Source organism: Kitasatospora sp. NPDC057940 (assembly GCF_042887425.1).
In the GTDB taxonomy this organism is placed as follows: domain Bacteria; phylum Actinomycetota; class Actinomycetes; order Streptomycetales; family Streptomycetaceae; genus Kitasatospora.
Window position 1 is genome coordinate 80,871 of sequence record NZ_JBHVPH010000004.1, and the last position, 19,598, is coordinate 100,468.

22 protein-coding genes are annotated in these 19,598 nt (G+C 69.9%); 11 read left to right on the forward strand and 11 right to left on the reverse strand.

The window, feature by feature from the left end; translation table 11 throughout:
• Positions 1-438 precede the first annotated feature (438 nt).
• The 3 genes from ACFVTF_RS08620 (at position 439) to ACFVTF_RS08630 (ending at position 3,952) form a co-directional block, all read left to right on the forward strand.
• Positions 439-1,035 carry a choice-of-anchor C family protein gene (locus tag ACFVTF_RS08620; protein WP_387810963.1) on the forward strand — a complete coding sequence of 199 codons (597 nt, stop codon included), beginning with the start codon at positions 439-441 and terminating at the stop codon, positions 1,033-1,035.
• 159 nt (positions 1,036-1,194) lie between these two features.
• The gene (locus ACFVTF_RS08625; protein ID WP_387810965.1) at positions 1,195-2,244 is read left to right on the forward strand and encodes a hypothetical protein; all 1,050 of its coding nucleotides are present in this window, start codon (positions 1,195-1,197) and stop codon (positions 2,242-2,244) included.
• Positions 2,245-2,434: 190 nt separating this feature from the next.
• Positions 2,435-3,952: a carbohydrate binding domain-containing protein gene (locus ACFVTF_RS08630; RefSeq protein WP_387810968.1), complete on the forward strand. Its 1,518-nt coding sequence runs from the start codon at positions 2,435-2,437 to the stop codon at positions 3,950-3,952.
• 208 nt (positions 3,953-4,160) lie between these two features.
• On the opposite strand, the gene ACFVTF_RS08635 is transcribed toward ACFVTF_RS08630, so the two are convergent.
• On the reverse strand, positions 4,161-4,904 hold the full coding sequence (locus ACFVTF_RS08635; RefSeq protein WP_387810971.1) for an SDR family oxidoreductase: 744 nt from the start codon (positions 4,902-4,904) through the stop codon (positions 4,161-4,163).
• 97 nt (positions 4,905-5,001) lie between these two features.
• Between ACFVTF_RS08635 and ACFVTF_RS08640 the strand changes: the two genes are divergently transcribed.
• Both ACFVTF_RS08640 and ACFVTF_RS08645 read left to right on the forward strand, forming a co-directional pair.
• Complete coding sequence (locus tag ACFVTF_RS08640) at positions 5,002-5,583, forward strand: TetR/AcrR family transcriptional regulator (protein ID WP_387810974.1); 582 nt, start codon at positions 5,002-5,004, stop codon at positions 5,581-5,583.
• 290 nt (positions 5,584-5,873) lie between these two features.
• The gene (locus tag ACFVTF_RS08645) at positions 5,874-6,248 is read left to right on the forward strand and encodes a hypothetical protein (RefSeq protein ID WP_387810977.1); all 375 of its coding nucleotides are present in this window, start codon (positions 5,874-5,876) and stop codon (positions 6,246-6,248) included.
• 88 nt (positions 6,249-6,336) lie between these two features.
• Here ACFVTF_RS08645 and ACFVTF_RS08650 read toward each other — a convergent pair whose 3' ends face one another.
• Positions 6,337-6,930 (reverse strand): TetR/AcrR family transcriptional regulator, encoded by a 594-nt coding sequence (locus ACFVTF_RS08650; RefSeq protein WP_387810980.1) that lies wholly within the window; start codon positions 6,928-6,930, stop codon positions 6,337-6,339.
• Between the two features lie 175 nt (positions 6,931-7,105).
• Between ACFVTF_RS08650 and ACFVTF_RS08655 the strand changes: the two genes are divergently transcribed.
• Positions 7,106-8,113 carry a hypothetical protein gene (locus ACFVTF_RS08655; protein WP_387810983.1) on the forward strand — a complete coding sequence of 336 codons (1,008 nt, stop codon included), beginning with the start codon at positions 7,106-7,108 and terminating at the stop codon, positions 8,111-8,113.
• Positions 8,114-8,437: 324 nt separating this feature from the next.
• Here ACFVTF_RS08655 and ACFVTF_RS08660 read toward each other — a convergent pair whose 3' ends face one another.
• Both ACFVTF_RS08660 and ACFVTF_RS08665 read right to left on the reverse strand, forming a co-directional pair.
• Positions 8,438-8,926, reverse strand: a complete 489-nt coding sequence (locus ACFVTF_RS08660) for a tyrosine protein phosphatase (RefSeq protein ID WP_387810986.1) — start codon at positions 8,924-8,926, stop codon at positions 8,438-8,440.
• Between the two features lie 884 nt (positions 8,927-9,810).
• Positions 9,811-10,446, reverse strand: coding sequence for a S1 RNA-binding domain-containing protein (locus tag ACFVTF_RS08665; protein ID WP_387810989.1), 636 nt, complete (start codon positions 10,444-10,446; stop codon positions 9,811-9,813).
• Positions 10,447-11,106: 660 nt separating this feature from the next.
• On the opposite strand from ACFVTF_RS08665, the gene ACFVTF_RS08670 reads away from it, so the two are divergent.
• Positions 11,107-11,550 carry a hypothetical protein gene (locus ACFVTF_RS08670; protein ID WP_387810992.1) on the forward strand — a complete coding sequence of 148 codons (444 nt, stop codon included), beginning with the start codon at positions 11,107-11,109 and terminating at the stop codon, positions 11,548-11,550.
• 85 nt (positions 11,551-11,635) lie between these two features.
• On the opposite strand, the gene ACFVTF_RS08675 is transcribed toward ACFVTF_RS08670, so the two are convergent.
• From ACFVTF_RS08675 to ACFVTF_RS08690, 4 genes are all read right to left on the reverse strand, one after another.
• The gene (locus ACFVTF_RS08675) at positions 11,636-12,130 is read right to left on the reverse strand and encodes a DUF4240 domain-containing protein (RefSeq protein ID WP_387810995.1); all 495 of its coding nucleotides are present in this window, start codon (positions 12,128-12,130) and stop codon (positions 11,636-11,638) included.
• A 73-nt stretch (positions 12,131-12,203) separates the two neighbouring features.
• Entirely contained in the window at positions 12,204-12,914 is a 711-nt protein-coding gene (locus ACFVTF_RS08680) for a flavin reductase family protein (RefSeq protein WP_387810998.1), read from the reverse strand.
• 297 nt (positions 12,915-13,211) lie between these two features.
• Positions 13,212-14,282, reverse strand: coding sequence for a hypothetical protein (locus ACFVTF_RS08685; protein WP_387811000.1), 1,071 nt, complete (start codon positions 14,280-14,282; stop codon positions 13,212-13,214).
• Positions 14,279-14,611: a PadR family transcriptional regulator gene (locus ACFVTF_RS08690; RefSeq protein ID WP_244293322.1), complete on the reverse strand. Its 333-nt coding sequence runs from the start codon at positions 14,609-14,611 to the stop codon at positions 14,279-14,281. Before ACFVTF_RS08690 ends, ACFVTF_RS08685 begins: the two co-directional genes overlap by 4 nt.
• Before the next feature lie 120 nt (positions 14,612-14,731).
• Between ACFVTF_RS08690 and ACFVTF_RS08695 the strand changes: the two genes are divergently transcribed.
• Positions 14,732-15,070 (forward strand): hypothetical protein, encoded by a 339-nt coding sequence (locus ACFVTF_RS08695; protein ID WP_387811004.1) that lies wholly within the window; start codon positions 14,732-14,734, stop codon positions 15,068-15,070.
• 211 nt (positions 15,071-15,281) lie between these two features.
• Here ACFVTF_RS08695 and ACFVTF_RS08700 read toward each other — a convergent pair whose 3' ends face one another.
• The gene (locus ACFVTF_RS08700; protein WP_371516429.1) at positions 15,282-15,743 is read right to left on the reverse strand and encodes an ATP-binding protein; all 462 of its coding nucleotides are present in this window, start codon (positions 15,741-15,743) and stop codon (positions 15,282-15,284) included.
• On the opposite strand from ACFVTF_RS08700, the gene ACFVTF_RS08705 reads away from it, so the two are divergent.
• From ACFVTF_RS08705 to ACFVTF_RS08715, 3 genes are read left to right on the forward strand one after another with little or no spacing between them, the layout of a single operon-like run.
• Complete coding sequence (locus ACFVTF_RS08705) at positions 15,742-16,746, forward strand: Scr1 family TA system antitoxin-like transcriptional regulator (RefSeq protein WP_387811007.1); 1,005 nt, start codon at positions 15,742-15,744, stop codon at positions 16,744-16,746. The two genes, ACFVTF_RS08700 and ACFVTF_RS08705, sit on opposite strands and share 2 nt — an antisense overlap.
• Positions 16,747-16,748: 2 nt before the next feature.
• Positions 16,749-16,934: a DUF397 domain-containing protein gene (locus tag ACFVTF_RS08710; RefSeq protein WP_387811010.1), complete on the forward strand. Its 186-nt coding sequence runs from the start codon at positions 16,749-16,751 to the stop codon at positions 16,932-16,934.
• 60 nt (positions 16,935-16,994) lie between these two features.
• Entirely contained in the window at positions 16,995-17,228 is a 234-nt protein-coding gene (locus ACFVTF_RS08715) for a DUF397 domain-containing protein (protein WP_387811013.1), read from the forward strand.
• Positions 17,229-17,314: 86 nt separating this feature from the next.
• Here the strand turns inward: ACFVTF_RS08715 and ACFVTF_RS08720 are convergent, their stop codons facing one another.
• Positions 17,315-17,956 (reverse strand): hypothetical protein, encoded by a 642-nt coding sequence (locus tag ACFVTF_RS08720; protein WP_387811016.1) that lies wholly within the window; start codon positions 17,954-17,956, stop codon positions 17,315-17,317.
• 112 nt (positions 17,957-18,068) lie between these two features.
• Positions 18,069-19,481, reverse strand: a complete 1,413-nt coding sequence (locus tag ACFVTF_RS08725) for an IS4 family transposase (protein WP_387811019.1) — start codon at positions 19,479-19,481, stop codon at positions 18,069-18,071.
• Positions 19,482-19,598 lie beyond the last annotated feature (117 nt).

Sequence of the window (19,598 nt, forward strand, 5' to 3'; positions counted from 1 at the left end):
CCGGACGCGCTCCGGATCCGCCTCGGATTCACCTCGGATCCGCTCCCGATCCGCCTCCGACCCGGTCCCGATCCACCTCCGGTCCGCCGACCGCCAGAGGGGGCGTTGATCGTATGAGCGGCCCTCGGCTCACCCGGGAGTGGGATGCGCCCGAGGCGCCGGCGGAGCGCGTACGTCGGACTTCACCACCATGCGAGCGGACACGGCAGTCCGAACCGTTCGTCCACACCACGTCCCGCCACCGGGCGGGCGCAGGCCGACCGCCCGGCCGACACCAGGCGATCACCCGTCAAACCGGCGCGCGGTAGCCCGTCGACGGAACCTCCGCACCACCGGGCGCCACCCGTCCGGTCTTGGCAGGGCTCGTGGCGACGGCGGACTCTCTGGGCACAGCCGATCATCGGCTCATCCACTCGGTATCTCGTTGGGGAGGAACCCATGACGTTCTCGCGCACCCGCCTCGCCGCCGTCGCGGTGATCGTGGCCGCCGCCACCGCCGTGACCGTCCCGGCGCAGGCCGCCGGCGGCCACCGCGCCCTCAGCCGCTTCGACGACGGAAGCTTCGAGTCGCCCAAGGCCCCGGCGAACAGCTTCGCCGAGTTCAACGCCGGACAGACCATCGGCCCGTGGACGGTCACCAGCGGCAGCGTCGACCTGATCGGCGCCGGGTTCTGGCAGGCCGCCGAGGGCGACCAGTCGGTGGACCTCAACGGCGCCACCACCGGCGCCGTCGCCCAGACCTTCACCACCGTTCCGGGCGCCACCTACTCCGTGACGTACGCGCTGGCCGGCAACACGGCGGCCGCACCGACCGTGAAGACCGGCCGGGTGCTCGTCGACGGCCAGGACTTCCAGGACTTCTCCTTCGACACCACCGGCAAGTCGCCGACCAACATGGGTTACGTGGGGCGCCAGTTCAGCTTCGTCGCGCGGAACGCCTCCACCACGCTGACCTTCGCCAGCACCAACGCGGGCGCGGCCGGCCCGGTCGTGGACGACGTCCAGGTCAAGGAGTGCAAGCCGTGTTGCGGGTGATCCGCTGAACCGCCCGCCCGCCCGTTCGCCGGTTCGGAACCGGCGGGCGGGCCCTCCCCTCCTCACCGACCGTTGTTTCCCCCTCGCTTAAAGTGCTTCACCCCGCACGGCGAGCCTGACAGGGTCGGTCACCGGAAGGTGCACTCCCTGTGAGGAAGGGTGGATCCCTTGTTCAACCGATTGAACCGATTCAACCGATCGAACCGACTCAACGGACGGAAAGCATCCGCGCTCGCCGTGGCGACGTTCACGGCGGCACTCGGCCTGGTGCCGGTCGGCACCGCCCAGGCGGCGGCCTGCCAGTGGCAGAGGACGGCGTGGGAGCTGCCGTCCACCGCCACGTCCGGCACGGTGTCCGCGAGCGACGGCAGCCGGTACGGAGTCGGCGTCACCGGAACGCGCAACACCAGCTGGCCCTACGACTACACGGACGCACACGGGACGCTGTGGGACAACGGGAAGGTCGTGCTGCGGCTCCCCGGCAGCAAGCCCGACATCTCGGGCGTGAACGCGGCCGGCCAGATGGTGGGCAGCGACTACGTCGGCGGCAAGTTCAAGGCCGTGACGCTCGACCGCTCCGGGACGACGACCGCACTGCCGTCCAATCCGAACTGGAACGGTTCGTCGGCCAGCGTGATCAACAACGCCGGTGACATCGCCGGGACCGCCGGGATCGGAACGAAGATCATCCTGGTGGTGTGGCCGGCGAGCGCGCCGGGAACGTACCGCGAACTTCCCCTCCCGGCAGTCAGTTTCCTCTTCCTCAACGGCATCGACGAGCAGGGCAGGATCGTCGGGTCCACCAACTCGTTCGGCTTCGTCTCGGACCTCAACGGCCAGTGGCACACGCTCGCCGCACAGGGCTCCAACGCCAAGGGCACTCCTGAGGCGATCCGGGACGGGCGCATCGTCGGCGGCGCGGACACCGGCACGAGCTACGCCGAAGCCGAATGGGACGCTCAGGGTTCGCTGACCCGGACCATCACCGCGGGCGCCGTCACGGCAAGTGCCATCGGCGGCAACGGAATCGTGGGCGGCACGAGGTTCGTCGGGACGGCTCAGCGGCCCGTCCTGTGGCGTGACGGCGTGGTGGCGGACTCGTTGGCGGCGGTCCCGGACACGTTCAGGATCAAGGCGATCAGCAACGACGAGAAGACCCTCATCGGGAACGACTCTTCCCAGCCCGCGAGCTACACCTGCTCGCCTTAAACCGTTCCTAAAACCTTCCCACAGTGGGCCTCCGATGCCCCGGAAGTGCTTGACGTGCACAGCTGGTCTAGTCCAGTTTGATGCTCAGCACCGCGCTCCTCCCCCGCACCGGACCAGCCCCCATGCTGCCGCCCGCCCCGCGTATCCCCCTTCGCGGCGCGGGCGGCCCCACGTCCCGAGAGGCACCCCCATGCCCAGCGCGCCCCAGCCCGCCCCCACGCACCGCCGCCCCGCCGGTCGCACCAAGCTGCTGAGCCTCGCCGCCGCCACCGCGCTCGCCGCCGGCGGCCTCGCCACGCTCGCCGGGAACGCCGGCGCCGCCGACGGCAACCTGCTGGCCAACCCCGGCCTGGAGAGCGGCACGCTCAGCCCATGGAGCTGTTCCGGCGGGACCGGCAGCGTCGTCAACTCCGGCGCGCACAGCGGCAGCTACGCGCTGAAGGGGGCGGTCGGCGCGAGCGACACCGCGCAGTGCGGCCAGACCGTCACCGTCCAGCCCAACACCACGTACAACCTCAGCGCCTGGGTGCAGGGCCAGTACGTCTACCTGGGCGCCACCGGCAGCGGCGTCACCGACCCGGCCGTCTGGACGCCGGGCGGCGCCAACTGGCAGCAGCTGTCCACCAGTTTCACCACCGGCCCGGCCACCACCAGCGTCACCGTCTACCTGCACGGCTGGTACGGGCAGGGCGCCTACCTCGCCGACGACATCACGCTCACCGGCCCCGGCGGCGGCAACCCCACCACCCCGCCGCCCACTTCGGGCACCCCGACCGGCGACCCCACCGGCACGCCCACCGGCGGCCCGAGCACCCCGCCGCCGAACGTCGCCGTCCCCGTCGCGCCCTACATCGACATGGGCGCCTGGCCCACCCCGTCCATGCCCGACATGGCCAAGTCCGGCAACCTCAAGGCCTACACCATGGGCTTCGTCACCGGCGTCGGCTGCAAGGCCAGCTGGTTCAACGCCTACGACCCGCGCACCGGCTGGGCCAAGGACCAGATCGACGCGCTGCGCGCGGCCGGCGGCGACGTCAAGCTCTCCTTCGGCGGCGCCAGCGGCACCGAACTCGCCGCCGCCTGCACCACCGTGGACTCGCTGTTCGCCGAGTACGACGCCGTCGTCAACGCCTACAACCTGCGCTACGTCGACTTCGACATCGAGGGCGCGGCCATCGCCGACACCGCCTCCAACGACCGCCGCTCCGCCGCGCTCGCCAAGCTCCAGCAGGCCCACCCCGGCCTCAAGGTCTCCTTCACCCTGCCCGTCCTCCCCGAGGGCCTGACCGCCGAAGGCGTCGCCATCGTCAAGTCCGCCCGCGACGCCGGGGTCGCCGTCGACCTGGTGAACATCATGGCGATGGACTACTACCGGACCGGCACCGACTACGGCAACGCCGCCGTGCAGGCCGCCCAGGCCCTGTTCGGCCAGCTCAAGGCGCTCTACCCGGCGAAGACCGACGCCCAGCTGTGGGCCATGGTCGGCGTCACCCCGATGATCGGCGAGAACGACGACCACCAGATCTACAACCAGGCCGCCGCCCAGCAGTTGGTGACCTTCGCCCGGCAGAACCACCTCGGCCTGCTGGCCTTCTGGGACGCCACCCGCGACGCCAACGCCTGCACCGGCGGCTCGCTCTCCAAGTGCACCAACATCGCGCAGCAGCCGTACGAGTTCGCGAAGATCTTCGCCCAGTACGCGGGCTGACCGCGCCCCACGGGCCGGCCCCCGCCCCGCCGGGCGGGGGTCAGGCCCACGAACGCACACGGCCGAACCGCACGGCCGAACCGTGACGACGCCCGGCCCGGAGACGACTCCGGGCCGGGCGCTGCTGCGACCCGGGCACTGCTGCGGGTCGGGCACTGCTGCGGGTCGGAGCCGGCTCCGGCCCGGGCCCGGGCGGCCGACGGTTCGTTCAGCGCCCGGTGGGCAGGTTGGCCCCGCCCGTGCAGTCGAACACCACGCCCGTCACGAAGGTGTTGGCGGCCAGCAGGCGGATCGCCTGCGCGACGTCCTCGGCCCGGCCGACGCGGCCGACCGGGGTGGTGGCGGCGAGGCCGTCGAACAGCGCCGTCCGCTGCTCGGCCGGGACGCGGTCCCACCACGGGGTGTCGATGACGCCGGGCGAGACGGCGTTGATCCGCAGCGGGGCGAGTTCGACGGCCAGCGGCGGGACCATCGCCTCCAGCGCGCCGTTGATGGCGGCGAGTCCGGCGGTGCCGGGGATCGCGGCGCGGGCGGAGGCGGCGGTGATCAGCGTGACGGATCCGTCCGCCCGCAGGTGCGGCAGCGCCGCCTGGAGGACGCGGACCTGCGGCCAGAACTTGGCGTCGAACCCGGTGGCGAGGTCGGCCAGGTCGAGCTGGGCGAACGGGCCGCTGCCGGCCGCGCCGCTGACCGCGACGACCAGGTGGTCGACGGTGCCGGACCGGGCGAAGAAGGCCGCGACGGCCTCGGGGTCGGCCGCGTCCAGCTGGTGGCCGACGGTCGTGCCACCGATCCGGGCGACGGCGGCGTCCAGCCGGTCCCGGCCGCGACCGGTGACCACGACCTCGGCGCCGTCCGCGGCGAAGGCGGCGGCCGCGGCCTCGCCGATGCCCGAGCTGCCGCCCATCACGACGACGCGCTGTCCGGTGAAGAGGTCTGACGTGGTGCTCATGGTGGCGTGTCCTTCTCTTGTCGAGACCGCTAGTTCCGTCAATAATGTTATCGAGACTGCTAGTCTTGTCAAGCGGGGGAAGAGGAAAGGGAACACGATGACCGAAGCCCGCCCGCACACCGGACGCCGCCGCAACGAGGCCGCCCACCAGGCGATCCTCGACGCGGCCCTCCAGCTGCTCGCCGAGTCCGACGGCACCCCCGTCACCATCGACGCCATCGCCCGCACCGCCGGCGTCGGCAAGCAGACCGTCTACCGCTGGTGGCCCTCCAAGGGCGCCGTCCTGCTCGACGCCCTCACCGACCGCGCCGACCAGGACGTCCCCGGACCCGACACCGGCACCCTGCGCACCGACCTCCGCGCCTTCATCGCCACCACCTTCGACGGCTCCCAGCGCGACACCACCGCCCCCGCCCTGCGCACCCTCGTCCGCGAAGCCGCCCGCGACCCCCACCTCGCCGACCTCATGCAGACCTTCACCGCCACCCGCCGCACCGCCCTGCGCGACCTCCTCGCCCGCGGCCGCGAACGCGGCGAACTCGCCGACGACACCGACCTCGACCTGATCGTCGACCAGGTCTACGGCGTCTTCTGGTACCGCTTCCTCCTCGGCCACGCCCCCCTCGACACCACCGTCGCCGACCGGCTCACCAACTCCCTGGTCGCCGGGAACGGTTAGGCCCCGCCGGGCGGGGCTTGCCGGGCACCCGAGCCAGTTGATCATCCGATCCGCCTTCGGTACCGTCCCGTGGGGCCCTCCCTGCGGGACGGCACCCGTCCGGGGAGGGGACATTCGTGCAAGGGCGAGGCGCGGCAAGGCCGTTCGGATCCCGGCCGGCGCGACGCGCGGCCGCACTGGCTGCGGCCGCGACCGCCGCCGTCGCCCTGACGGCCGGCTGCGCGGCCGGGGGCCCGGATCCGGATCCGAGGGCGTACCCGGGCAGCCCGAAGGGGCAGACCCTCGAAAAGGTGACGAAGGCGTTCGGACTGGACCTGCCCGCGTGCGACCTTCAGGGCGTCGGGTTCCACGGATCGGCGAAGTACCCCGGGGAGGCCCTGAACCTGAGCTTCCGGGCTCCGAAGGACTGCGTGGACCGCTTCCTCGCCGACCACTCGGTGGACCTGGCCCGTCCCGTCCACTGGAGCCCCGGGCAGGGGGCAGGGACGGGCTTCGACTCCGACGCCGAGACCCGGGCCTTCGGCTGGTCCTTCGACAAGAACGTGACCTACGACCTCTTCGTCGACTTCACGACCTCCACCGGAAGCCGCTTCAGCGTGCTGGCCGACCCCGGACAGACCGAGCGGACGGTGCACCTGGAGGCCCGCCACCTCGGCGGTTCCTGACCCCGGAGGCCCGCGCCCGCCATCAGCCCGTCCTGGGCCCACCCTCGACCCGTCCGCCGACTCCCGCCTGGCGCCACTCCGGGCCCGTTCAGACGCCCGACGGCCCTCGGCGCCGGATCAGCGGCAGGTAGACCTCGTCCACGATCTCGACCAGGACGTCGTCGGGCGCGGTCGGCACGCCCCGCACCACGAACTCGTTGCGCAGCAGCACCACCGCCACCGTGGCGACCCTGGGGTGGAGCGCCTCGGGGGCCGCTTCGCCGCGGGCGACCGCGCGCCCCAGGACGGTGAGCCAGGGGGCGGCCGCGGCCTCGCCGGACTGGTCCTGGAGCTGCGCCAGGAACTCCGCCGCGCCACCGGCGGCGGCCAGGAGTTCGCGCAGGACGGCGCCGAGCGGGGAGCTCCAGTGCCGGTTCGCCTGGCGGAGCAACTCCAGGGCGTCCCCGCGCAGTTCACCGGTGTCGGGGGGCACGGCGGCGGTGGCCAGCTGCTTGTAGGCGGCGATGCCAAGGGCCAGGCGGTTGGGCCAGCGGCGGTAGAGGGCGTTCTTGTTGGTGCCGGCGCGGGCGGCGACCTTGTCCATGGTCAGCCCGGCGAATCCGGACTCGGTGAGCTCCGCCACCGCCGCCTGGAGGATCGCCTCCTCCAGTGCCGCCCCGCGCCGCCGTGTCTGCCCGGCCATGGCCCTCGTCCCGTCCGATCCAGTCCGGCCCCGTCGCCGGTACCGCCGTCGATACCGCCGTTGGTACCGCCCCTACCCTCCCATCCTTCTTGTCCTCTCCGGCCCGCGCCAACTAGGGTACTAGCCGTACCATATTTGCCTGCTCCCCGCCCCACCCCCAGGAAGGCAGGACACCGTGCGCGCCAAAGGCATCAGCTACGACACCGGATTCGTCAAGGACGGGTCGTACTCCCGCAGCCGGTTCGACCCGAAGGAGGTCGAACGCGAACTGCGCATCATCCGCGACGACCTGCACTGCAACGCGGTCCGCGTCATGGGCGGCGACCCCGACCGGATCGAACTCGCCGCCGACCTCGGACTGGAGGTCTGGTACTCCCCGTACCCGCTGGAACTCGCCGCCGACGAACTACTGGCCCTGTTCGCCGACTGCGCCGAACGCGCGGAACGGCTGCGGCGGCGCGGCGCCGAGGTGGTGTTCGTCACCGGGGCCGAACTCAGCCTGATGAACCCGGGGTTCCTGCCCGGCGACACCACGGACGAACGCATCGCCCTGCTCAGCCGACCCGAGCTCGTCCGCGAACACCTCGGCCCGGTCAGCGCCCGGGTCAACGCGTTCCTCGACCAGGCCGTGGCCACCGTCCGCGAACACTTCGGCGGACGCGTCACCTACGCCGCCGTACCACTGGAGCGCGTCGACTGGACGCCCTTCGACCTCATCTCCCTCGACCTCTACCGCTCCGCCGAGACCGCCGACCGGTTCGCCGACGGCGTCCACGACCTGGCCGCACAGGGAAAGCCCGTCGCCATCACCGAGTTCGGCTCCGCCGGCTACCGCGGCGCGGGCGACCGGGGCGCGCTCGGCCTGGACATCGTCGAGTACGACGCCGAGGGCCCCGTCCGCCTGAAGGACACGTACGAGCGCGACGAGGCCGGCCAGGCCGCCTACCTGCGCGAACTGCTGGAGGCCTTCGACGCCGGCGGCATCGACGCCACCTTCGTCTTCACCTTCGCCCTCTACGACCACGTGCACCGCCCCGACGCCGACCCCCGCGACGACCTCGACCTCGCCAGCTACGGCATCGTCAAGGTCTACGAGGACCGCCCCGGCACCACCTACCCCGACCTCCCCTGGGACCCCAAGGCCGCCTTCACCACCCTCGCCACCTACCACCACACCCACTGACCAGGCGCCACCCCACCTCACCTCGCACAGGAAGCCGACCAACCCGACTTCCTGCGCGGCACCCACCCAGCAGCGACCCGAATGTGGCGGCCGGTCTGGCCGCGTCCGCACCTTCGCGGTCATCATGACCAACCGCGAAGGAGAGCGGCTGCGGCACCGGATCGCCGACGTCGACGCGGACGAGCAGCGCGGCCTGGCCGACTTCGTCGCCGGACTGCTCTCCGACCTCGACGCCGCCGTCTTCGACCTGAACACCGACTGGTCATCCGGTCCGGTCGAGGGCCGCGTCAACGACCTCATTCTGAGGAATCTGATTTGTCAACATCATGCGTATTTGAGTAGTTCCATCGTCCACCCTCGTTGCTCGGCGGTGTCCGGGACGGCGAGCCCGCGAGCCTCTTCGATCTGGTTCCAAGCGGTGTCGGGATCGATGCCGTTGAGGATGAGGAGTGCGGCCGCGAGGAGGGATGAGCGTCCGATGCCCGCCCGGCAGTGAGTGACGACGTGTGCGCCTTCGTGTAGCTGCTCGGCGAGTCTGTGCAGGGTGGGCAGGATCATGGTGAGGTCGGGGACGGCGCGGTCGGGGATGGGTATCGCGACGAACTGCAGCCCGACTGCCGCAGCTGTCCGGGGTTCGCCCGCGAGGCCGAGGTCGTCGAGTTCGGGTTCGGTGAGTGCGCAGACCAGGACATCGACGCCGCAGTCTTTCAGCACGCCCATCTCGTCTTCGAGCCAGTCATTGCCACGGGGTCTGGCCATGGTGCTCAGTCGTCCCGGGCCCGGGAGGTCGACAGTGAAGAGGGCGGGTCGCATGTCAGCAGCACTTTCGGTCGGTGGAATCGGATGGTGATCGGACAGTCAGTGGCAGGGGTCGACAAGGTTCGGCGCAGGGCTCGCCCGGGGTCGGGCCGACCGGGGTGGCCACCTCGGCGAGACGCTCAAGCAAGCGGTCGAGAGAGCTATGCCCGTCGTCGACGGCGGCGCGTTCCTCTTCGGTGAGCGGAATGCTCACGAGCATGCGCTGCAAGTTGGCCTTGGATTCGACGAGTTGAGCTTCCGTCGATGCCTTGGGGCGTAGAAATCGCAGCGGGCGCAGGCCATCCGGTGCTGGCACTGTTCGAAGAACGAGTAGGAGCACAGCCCGTGACCGAGATCGTAGTACTGCCATGGTTCACCGGCGGCCCCGGCCCACCGGATTCGACCCACGCAGCCCCTCCTCCATCGGGAAGTCCTAGAACACGCGGACCGGCACCAGCCGCCGCTGGATCGTCGCGTTCACCAGCCCCGACCTCGACTCGATCGAGACGACATTCGCACCGCGACGGCCCGCCCGCGAGGCCAACTCCCTTACATGGAAGGCGATATGTGCGCGGTACGCGGCGACTGGATCGACGGCGCGCGCCCGAGATCGGTCCGGATCTCCAACCAGGCCGCTGCCCGCTCATGCCGACCCAGCACCGGCCACTTCTCCGTCAGCACCGTCGTGCCGCTCAAACCATCCTCCAAGTCCGTGGTCACACCGAGGAGACAAGATCATCTCCGGCAGATTCCACGTAACTTTTAAAGCGCTCAAGCGCAGCATGTTCGACCGAGCGAAGCCAGCCAACGCTCCCCACGCACGGACGACCCATTGACCGACCAACGAACCGCGAGTGAAGCAGTCACCTGAGCGGCACGACACCGGCAGGCCGGGCGTCCTACAGCCTGGAAAGGAACACCCTTCGCTGCGGCCGCTCGACTTCCGTGACGACGACTGACATCTCGTCGCCGACCTGAAAGATCTCCGGCAGGCCGGCTGCGGGCCTGCCGTGGACCTCTTTGAAGGGCACCAGTCCCACGACTCCGTCCCCGACGTCAACGAAGGCGCCGAAGGGGAGCACCTTGAACACCGTCCCGCGAAGCGTCTGCCCCACCACCGTGCCGTCGGCAAAGGCCTGAAAGGGGTCGGGCAGCAGTGAGCGCAACGACAGTCTGGCCTCAGCATTGTGGGTGTCAAATTGGAGGAACTCGCATGAGACGCGCTGTCCGACCTCCACGACGTCGGTCGGAGCTCCGATGTGCCGCCAGGACAGTTCGGGGATCGTGATAAACCCGACGCCGGGGAACATGGGATGGTCCGGTCCGTTGTCCAAGGCCACGAAGACCCCGAACCGCTCGATCGCCGCGACGGTGCCGGAAAGGATCTCGCCGCGGTGCAGTGACTCCAGGAACGCCCAGAGGCCTGGGCTCTCAGACTGCCAATCCATGCCCGCCACCTTGGCATACGCGTCGCAGGTCGACGACTCCCCGATGGGACCGACAACAGGCCGTCGCGGCCTCGCGATCAGCTTCACGAAATCCGTGCCTGAACCCATTCGACCTGTCGAAAACGGGCCCAGCAACGCCACCTTCCAAGAACTCCCACGCCCCACCACTCGACCGGACCAGATCGAACACCGCCTGCCAGTCCTCCACCGAGGCGCCCTCCACGAACACATTCGGCGGAGCACCCATGACGTCAGGGTCGAAGAAGTTTCTGACGTCGTCCCACAGCAGATCCGGCATCCCGCCATGCTGCCCGCCCGCGGCTCCCGAACGCAGCCCGACTTCCTTGACGAACCCCACGGAGGCCCCCGCAGGAAGTCGATCTGGCCGACTTCCTGCGCAGCGGTCCCGGCCTGAACTTGGGGCTCACAGAATATGAAGACCGGTCTACATAGCTATGCGCGCGGCGAGTGCACTCCGGCCTGCACAGGAAGTCGGCCTGACCGACTTCCTGTGCGGAATCCACCGTGCGCAGCGCAGAATAAGACGGTCGGTCTACATATTCGGCTCGCGGCGGGCGCGGGCGCCCTCTCCCGCGCCCAGGGGGGCTGGAGCGAGGAATATGACGGTCGGTCTACATAATTCCCTGGGGTGGAAACGGCACCGGGGCGAGGGGCGGACTGTCCGATGGGGCGTGTGAGCTGGTCAGGGCCGCGCTCTAGTGTTGGCAGTTGAATGAAGGGGGTCGCTTGTCACGCAAGACGGCCGCGGCAGAGGTGGGGATGGAGGGGATCACGTTTCCTGCCTGGTACGGCGAGCACTACGTGACGCTGGCTGAGCTGCTGGTCCGCCTGGGCAGCTTCGGCCTGGAGCTGAAGTGGCGCGTCGAGTTCGACGAAATCGTCGATCCTCGTTGCGTCGAGATGGAGAGACAGTCTGCCGACGGCGGCATGGACACGTTGACGCTGTTGTCGCTGACGACCCCCTTCCTCCAGCTGATCGACGCCGAAGCACTCGGGTTCGCCGGGGACGAGGCGATGATCGCCCTGACCGAAGTGGACAGCTCGTTGTGGGAGGTCAGGGCTGTCGACGAGCGCGTACTCAGTGAGCTTCGCCGCCACTATCCGGGTGCACGGGAATCATCTGCGGCGCCCCCACCGGCCGGGCGTGGTCACAGATCCGAGCAGGCTTGAATCCCCTCCCCCACGCATAGGAAGTCGGCCTGATCGACTTCCTGTGCAGCGCTCCAGGTGGGCCGGGTTGGGCGGGCGGGGGCGGCTAGTCGGTGAAGCGGGCTGATAGGTGGGGGAGGAGGGTGGGGAGGTCTTCGTCGTCCCAGGGTTCGCCGGTTGGGGGGCCGGAGGTGATGTCGTTGGTGGGGAGGTCGGTGCCGGTGAGGCGGCGGTAGGCGTGGGCGGCCGCGTAGGCGAGGTCTTCGGCTTCCAGTTCCTCCTGGTTGGGGGTGAGGAGTTCGGCGAGGCTGTCCGGGTCGGCGAGGGCCTGTTCGAAGAGGGTGCGGCCGGCGCCTATCAGCCAGTCTCGGAAGTAGTCGAAGCCGTCGTCGCTGCAGCCGCCGTTGACGAGGTGGCCCGCGCCCCAGAGCAGCCAGGTGCAGGAGCGGGCCTTCTGCTGCGCGTAGTGCCGGTCGAAGTCGGCGATCTGATCGGGCGCCAGGCCGGCGAGGTGCTCGGTGAGCGCGTCGGCGTGTTCGCTCTCGTCGGCGGCACCGGCGCGGGTGTCGTCGATGATCTGCCAGAAGGTGTCGAGGTCCATGCCCGTCACCCTGGCAGCCGGGGCTGACAGGCAGGAGGGCGGAACGGCATGAGGGCAGAACGGCAGAACGGCTTCAGCGGGGCGTCTGGGTGCGGAAGCTGTGGCCGAGTTCGGGGCCGAGCCCGTAGTAGTGGCGGAAGTTGTAGATCAGCGGGCTCCAGCGGGCCGGGTCGACGTGCTGGGAGCCGGGGACGACGATGCGCGGATCGGCGTGGACCTTGAGCACGTGCGCTTCGACGATGAGGAACCCGCCGGAGGCGTCGGGCTGGATCCGGGCGGCCCGGGCCTCCAGTTGCAGGGGGCATTCGGCGACGCGCGGCGGCCGGACGAGTTCGGAGGGCTCGGGCCGCAGGCCTGCGGCCGCGAACTTGTCCCGCTCGAACCGGAAGGCGTCCTGCTTGTTCGCGGGTACGGGCGTGCGCCCGGTGAGCGGGGCGAGTCGTTCGACCGCCGGCCAGTGGGTCGGCGCGGGCAGGTTGATCACCAGCTCGGGTCGGCTGCGGAGGTTGTGCGCGGTCTGTGCCTCGGCCCCCATGCCGAGGACGATCACCTGGCCGAGGGCCCAGGCCGAGGACATCGGCGCGAGGTTGGCGGTGCCGTCCGCGTTCTCCGTGGAGAGCAGGACGACGGGTGTGCCGAAGTAGAGGATGCTCGGCGCGATGGCCACGTGGTCCGCGTCCGCCGAGCCGTCAATGCGCGTGTCGGCACGCGGGTCGGTCCGCGGCTCGGTCCGCAGGTCGGCGCGCGGGTCGGTCCATGTGCTGCCGGGTGTCATGGTGTTCACGGGAGTCGACGGTAGGGCGGCGATCCTTCGGCGCGGACCGAAGGATCCCCGTCGGCCGGTCCGACGATCGCACTGCCGGGGCCGACGGTCGCGAGGGGCCGGAATGGGGCCGGAATGGGGATGGAACGGGGCCAGGTGGCCGACACCGAGCAGTCTCAAGCGATTCGGGTCCGGATGGCGGCCCGAGCCAACCCATGCCGCAAGTCGTCCGCCGTCACCGGCACCGCCGGGAGCGTCCGCGAAGCGGGACGCCGCGCAGACCGGGGAGGTCGTGCGCGGCGTCCGGGCTGGGGTGGGTCATGCCGCGCCGAGGCGGCTCGGGGCTGCCGGGGCTGCCGGGGCGGGCTTCAGGTAGCGGACGGCGGCTGCCGTCACCAGGGCGATCAGGGTGACGGTGAGCAGGTACTGGCAGAGCAGGCCGAGATCGCCGAGCTCGTTGTCGTACCAGCGGAAGAACGCGTTGAGGCCGAGGCTGAGGCTGAGGACCGGCGGGAGGACGGCCAGTGCGGTCGCGGCCGGTAGCAGCCGACCCCAGCGGAGGGACGCGAGCGAGAGCAGGGCCAGCGGGATGCAGACCCCCATCGACGTCAGCACGGGCTGGGGAAGTACGGGGAGGGAGTTGTCGTCAAGAAGTGCGCTGAGGCGGCCCAGGTTGGACAGCAGGAGGCTCGCGACCAGCACCAGGGCGGGCGGGACGACGGCGCGCGGTCGGCGGGCGATCGTGCTCTCCAGCAGGTCGCCGGGGGCGGCGAAGACCAGCAGGGACCACAACACGTTCGCGCCGGACGACATGATCAGGAGGGTGTAGTCCGGCGGAAAGCCCGGCACCGCGATCCATATCTCACGCTGCTGAACGAAGCACTGGGCGATGGCAGCCACTCCGGCCAGGGCTGCCAGAGCCCGGACGGTGGTCCACCGGCGGAACAGCAGGGCTACCACGACCAGCAACCAGAGCACCTGAGTGACGGTCTGGGCGATCAGCGGGGAGTGCCAGTCGACGAAAGCGGTTCCGGGGTGCTGCAACGCGGAGGACTGGTTGTCCGTGGCCTCCCGCCACTTATCCGGGAGGAACACGAGGGCGGTCAGCTGCTGGCCGAGCGCCATGGCGGCGGCCAGCGGGGCGGTGGTGGCGAGCAGGCGTCCGGCGGTGCTGCTCGCGGTGATGCCGGTGCGCACCCGCAGGCCGTACGCGGCGACGCCGACGGTCTCTCGGATGGCGGCCAGGCGGCCGGCGCCCGCGGTGGAGTCGGCGTGGACCGCGATGATCTCCTCGCTGCGCTCGGCGCGGTAGGCGGCGGGGTAGGCCCGCAGGGCCAGTCGCAGTCCTCGCAGGGTGGTGCCGGTGGTGCTGTTGCTGGCAGTGCTCACGCGAGGGCCCCCCTGGCTGTCGGACGAGTGGTGCGCAGGCGCCGGTCGGCCTCGGCGACTACCGCGCGCAGCCGGTCGGCCTCGGCCGCGAGGGTGTCCCGCCCCGCGTCGGCGAGTGCGTACGTCCGGCGGGCGCGGCCGTCGATCACCTCGTCGCGCTCGACCTCGATCAGTCCCTGTTGGAGCAGGCGGTCCAACGCGCTGTAGAGCGTGCTGGTCCGCATTTTGACCCGGCCGTCCGAGAGCGCGGCGACCTCCTGGATCAGCGCGTAGCCATGCCGAGGCGCGTCGGCCAGTGCGGTGAGCAGAAGCAACGTGGGCTCCTGCATGGAGCGTAATGTCATGCGGATACATATACCGTTCATAGGCATATACCGTCCAGTGTTCATGTAGCCAGCGCGAGCGGACGCCTGAGCAACCGTTCGGCCTCGGAAACCGTCATCTCACGGATGTCGGGGTACGACCCCGCCTCGCCTCAAGGACCCCGGGAGCTGGTCTCGTTGCAGCGGAAGAAGCCGCACTGGCAGCCGTACTGGTGGCGGCTGATGTTCCGTTCGGACACCGCGCCGGAGTGGGTGGCGATGGATCGCGGACCGCTCTCCCCGGTCTCGAACCACGCGCTGAAGACGATGTCGATCGAGGCCTGGGCCGACGCCCTCCTGGAGGAGGCGCTCCACGAACTCGAAGACCTGCGCGGCGACCTGCGCGTCGAGTGCTACGAGGAGCCCGTCCTCACGGACGGCACTCCGCCGGTGTATTCGTGCCAGGGGCGGCTGCCGGGGAGGTGAGTCCGGGGCGGGTTCGGCGCGGGAAGTCGGTGGGGCCGACTTCCCATGCCGCAGTCAGCGAGCGGGGGTTGGGGTTGTGGTTGAGGTCGGACTCGGGTGGGGGTGGTGGTCGGGCGGGTGCTGGGCGGTGAGGGGGTAGATCCAGGCGAGGAGCGCGAGGAGGAGGGCGAACGGGAGGAGGGTGTAGGCGGTCGCGGTGCCCGGGGTCACGTCAGGACGCATCGAGGGCGGCGGGGAGGTCGAGTTCGGCCCAGACGGTCTTCGCGTTGGGGTGACGGGGGATGCTGCCCCAGCGGTCGGCGAGGGCGTCGATGAGGGTGAGGCCGCGCCCGGACTGGGAGTTGGGGGCGAGGACGGCGGGCAGAGCCGGGAAGCGGTCGCCCCGGCAGTCCGAGATCTCGATGCGCAAGGTCGTGCCCCGGCGCACGGTGGTGGTGAGGCAGAGGTGAAGCTCGAAGCCGCGCCCCGGAACGCGGCCGTGGGTCGTCGCGTTGGCGGCGAGCTCCGCGACGATCAGGAGAGCCGAGTAGTACGGCTCGGTGTGGGACAAGTTCAGCCCCCAGGTGGTCAGTTGACGCCTGGCGATGCGCCGGCAGATGGCGGCGCCCTTGGGGGTGGCAGCGAGGGTGATGGTGTGACGGCGGGGGCTGTCGAGGGGGATGTCGGTCGTCATGGAAAAAATCGTGACGGCGCGGACGTACGCTGACCACGGATTCGGCGAGCACTCAGAGTGCCTGTGCGGATGCGGAGGGTTGGCCTGTCGGTCGGCCCAGATCAATCGGTCGAAAGGGTGGGTGATTGTCGTGGGTGGCGTCGAGCGCACGGTCTTCGATGACGGCGAGACGGCGGAGAACTCCGACGGGGTCGCGGAGTTCTATGCGGCGGTGGGCAAGTTGATCAGGCTCTTCCGGGAGCGGGCCGGGATGACGCAGCGCGAGCTGGCCGAAAGGCTCGGGTACAGCGAGGACCAGTTGGGAGCGGTCGAGCGCGGCAAGCGGACGCCGAGAATCGAGATCCTGACGAAGGCGGACGAAGTCCTCGACGCGGGCGGCGCGTTGAAGATCGTTGCCGACGACGTGATGAAGGCGAAGATCCGGATCACCACCCGGCACCCGGCGTTCTCCAAGGCCTTCACGTACGAGGAGTGGCGGGCCATCGAGATCCACGAGTACAGCAGTCTCCACATTCCCGGCCTGCTTCAGACCGAGGCCCATGCGCGAGCGCTGTACGACATGCGCAGGCCGTGGCTCTCCGTCGAACAGATCGACGACTGGGTGTCCGCGCGGTTGGCACGGCAGGAGATCCTGAGCCGATGGCCGCTGCCGGTCATGAGCTGGGTGATCGACGAGAGTGCCCTGCGCCGCCCGCTGGGGGGTTGGGACGTTCACCAGGCACAGCTTCGCCACCTGCTCAAGGTGGCCGAGATCCGCGGCCTGGAGCTTCAGGTGATGCCGCTGGACAGGACAGAGAACGCCGGCATGGGAGGCTCCTTCATCCTCCTCACGCCGGCCGGGCGGGCCCAGATCGCGTACGTAGCGGTCCAGCACGTCAACAGGCTGATCACGGACCCGGAGGAAGTCCGTAAGATGGCTGCACGGTACGGCACCCTCAGGGGGCAGGCGCTCACCATGAGGGAGTCCTTGGCCTTGATCGAGATGATCCTGGGAGAGCGATGAGCATGGCCGAGCTGGCGTGGTTCAAGAGCAGTTACAGCAGCAACGAGGATGCTGCGTGCGTGGAGGTCGCCGAGACCCCCGGCGTCGTCCACGTGCGTGACTCCAAGGACAAGAGCGGCCCGCAGCTGGCGTTCGAGCCGGCCACGTGGCAGGCGTTCGTGGCGTTCGCCGCGACCGCTGAGGTCTGAGCAGTCCCCCGACGGCCCACCGCTAGGCAGCGGTGGGCCGTTGGCGTACCGTCAGAAGGCATGGAACTCGCCTGGTTCAAGAGCAGCCACAGCAGCAACGAAGGCGCTGCCTGCGTCGAGATCGCGTGGCGCAAGAGCAGCTACAGCGGCAACGAGGGTGGCGAATGCGTCGAGATCGCCGAGACGACCGCCGCCGTCCACGTCCGTGACTCCAAGGACAAGGACGGCCCCCAACTCACCTTCTCCCCCGCCGCCTGGCAGGCCTTCGTCGACTTCGCCCCAACCGCCTCCTGAGGGCCCGAGGCCGGCAGGACCAGGACCTCAACACCGTTGCGTTTGGGCTGTGAGTCGTACGTCAAGCCCCAGCCTCGACCGTGCCCTCAGCTGAAGACGATGGCATGGCCGCTGGCGATGCTCGACTGGCATGCTGCATAGAGCTGGGCCCAGGCGAACTTCTCGGGCTCGAAGGGGTCAGTGCGCGGCATGTCCACCAGTTTGGCCTGCTCCGCACGGGAGAGCGTTCCGTCCTCGTCGGGATGGATGTCGATCCCCGGTGCCAGCCAAACCAGCTCGGACTGCAAACGCTGGCTGGACCCGACCATTCCGTACCCCAGGACCTCGTCATCTTCGGGCAGGAACAACGGCTCATTCATGTCAACCGGCACGTAGTAACCCCCGTTGTCGGCATGGCAGAGCAGGTGTGACGAAAACCTGGTCAGCTCGTCATCGACCTTCTGCTGGTCCCGGGCGTACTGCTCAGCGTCCACGGCGTGAGCGGGGGTGACAGCTTCCCCGCGCAGCCGCAGGACGAACGCACGGCGCAGGTGGCTCAGGTAGCTGTAGGGAAAGCCTCCGGCGTAGAGGACATCGCCAGCGGGATCCGTGCCCGGTTCGCGCCAGTCGATGCCCTGCCTGGTAAGTGCCTGGTTGAGCAGGGCGAAGGCGCTCAGATGGTGTTCCCATCCCTCGGGGTCGTTGCGGGCCAGGTCGTTCAACAACCCCACTGTTATCGAGAGTCCCATGCCCACAAGGTTAAGAGGAGGGTCTGACACGGCAGCTGTAGTTCGTGATCGCTGACGTGTTCGTGCTGTTCTTGCGTCCTGAACATGAAAGGGAGTTGGTTGTCGGACGCGTTTAGCGGCGGGCGCGGGGTGAAAGTCCGCCTTCCATGGCGTGGATCTCGACGGAGAGGGTGTAGGCCTGGGCGGTCTGCGGGTGTTTTCCTGCGTTCGGCCCGTACTTGCTCGTTGGGTTCTTGCGGCTGCGGGCCTTGACGCGCTGGCGCCGCGCGGTGGGCAGTAGGTTGTCCAGGACCATCCGGCCGATCGGTCCGAGCAGGGGGTCGGGTTCGGCGGCGTGTGTGCCGGTGGTGACTTGATCGGCGGCGGCCTGCAGCAGAACGGTGAAGCTGATCCGCTCCATGGCCAGACCCGGTCGAGCGGTGACCGCGTCGGCCGCGGTGCGGATGAGCGCCTGGTAGGTCGACAGAAGCGCGTAGACCTCCTGGTCCAGGCCCGGGACGCTGTGCGAGCGCAGGACGCGGCCGTCGAGCATGGTCGCCTTGATCGAGAAGTAGGTGGTCTCCACCTGCCACCGGCGGTGGTAGAGCTCCACGAGTTCGCTGGCGGGGTAGCGCTCGTGGTCGAGGAGGCTGGTGACCAGCCGCCACGGTTCGCGCCCAGTGGTGCCGTCGGCGAGGGTGACGGTGATCCACGCCTCGATCATGCGCACCGGCAGCGTGCTGTAGCCACTCCCGGCCCGGTAGGGGGCGGCCAGGCGGGCCAGGTAGGAGCCGTCGGGCAGGCGGCGCTGGATGGTGGGGCGGCGCCGGGCGGAGGAACGCACCAGGAACTGAGCGCCGGTCGCAGTCACCTCGCGCAGGAACTCCACGGCGTCGAAGGCGGCATCGCCGAGCAGCAGCATCGAGGCATCCAGGCAGCTCAGCAGGTGGCGGGCGTAGGGAAGTTCACCCTCGTCCTCGGGGCCGAAGCAGGCGGCGAGCACGGCCCGGGTGCCGCACTCGACCACCACGAGCAGGCGTAGCAGCGGGTAACCGAACTCCAGCAACTCGCCGACGCGCTTCGGGTAGCGCCAGGTGACCTGCTCGTCGTCGGGCACGTGCAGATGCGTGCCGTCCAGTGCCACGGTCCGCAGCCCGCGGTAGAAGGACCCGGCCTGGCCGCGATCGGCGACCGGGCCCGCGAGGACCTCGAACAGGCGGCGCAACGGGACCGCTCCCACCCGGCGTCGGGCTCTGGCCAGCGACGATGCAGCCGGGCGGACAGGGGCGAGTACGTCAAGGGCTGCGGTGAGCTTGCCCCACACCACCCGGTAGGAGCACTGCTCGAACAGGGCCAGGGCCACGACGAAATACACCACGCCCCGGGACGGCAGTAGCCGGAGCCGCTTCTCGCGTGCCCCGGTCTCCTCCAGCACCGCGTCGACCAGCGCGTAGTCCACGATCTGGGTCAGCTCGCCCAGATGCCCGGGCGCATGGACACCCGCGGCTGTCTCGATGGTGCGGGTGATGGCAAACTTCTCCTGCAACGGGACCCCTGGTTCTTGATCACATGGCTCGACACCACAGTGATCTACCAGGGGTCCCGTTCTGGCTGATCAGCGGCTTGACGAACCACCAGTCAGCCAAACGCAACGGCGTTGACC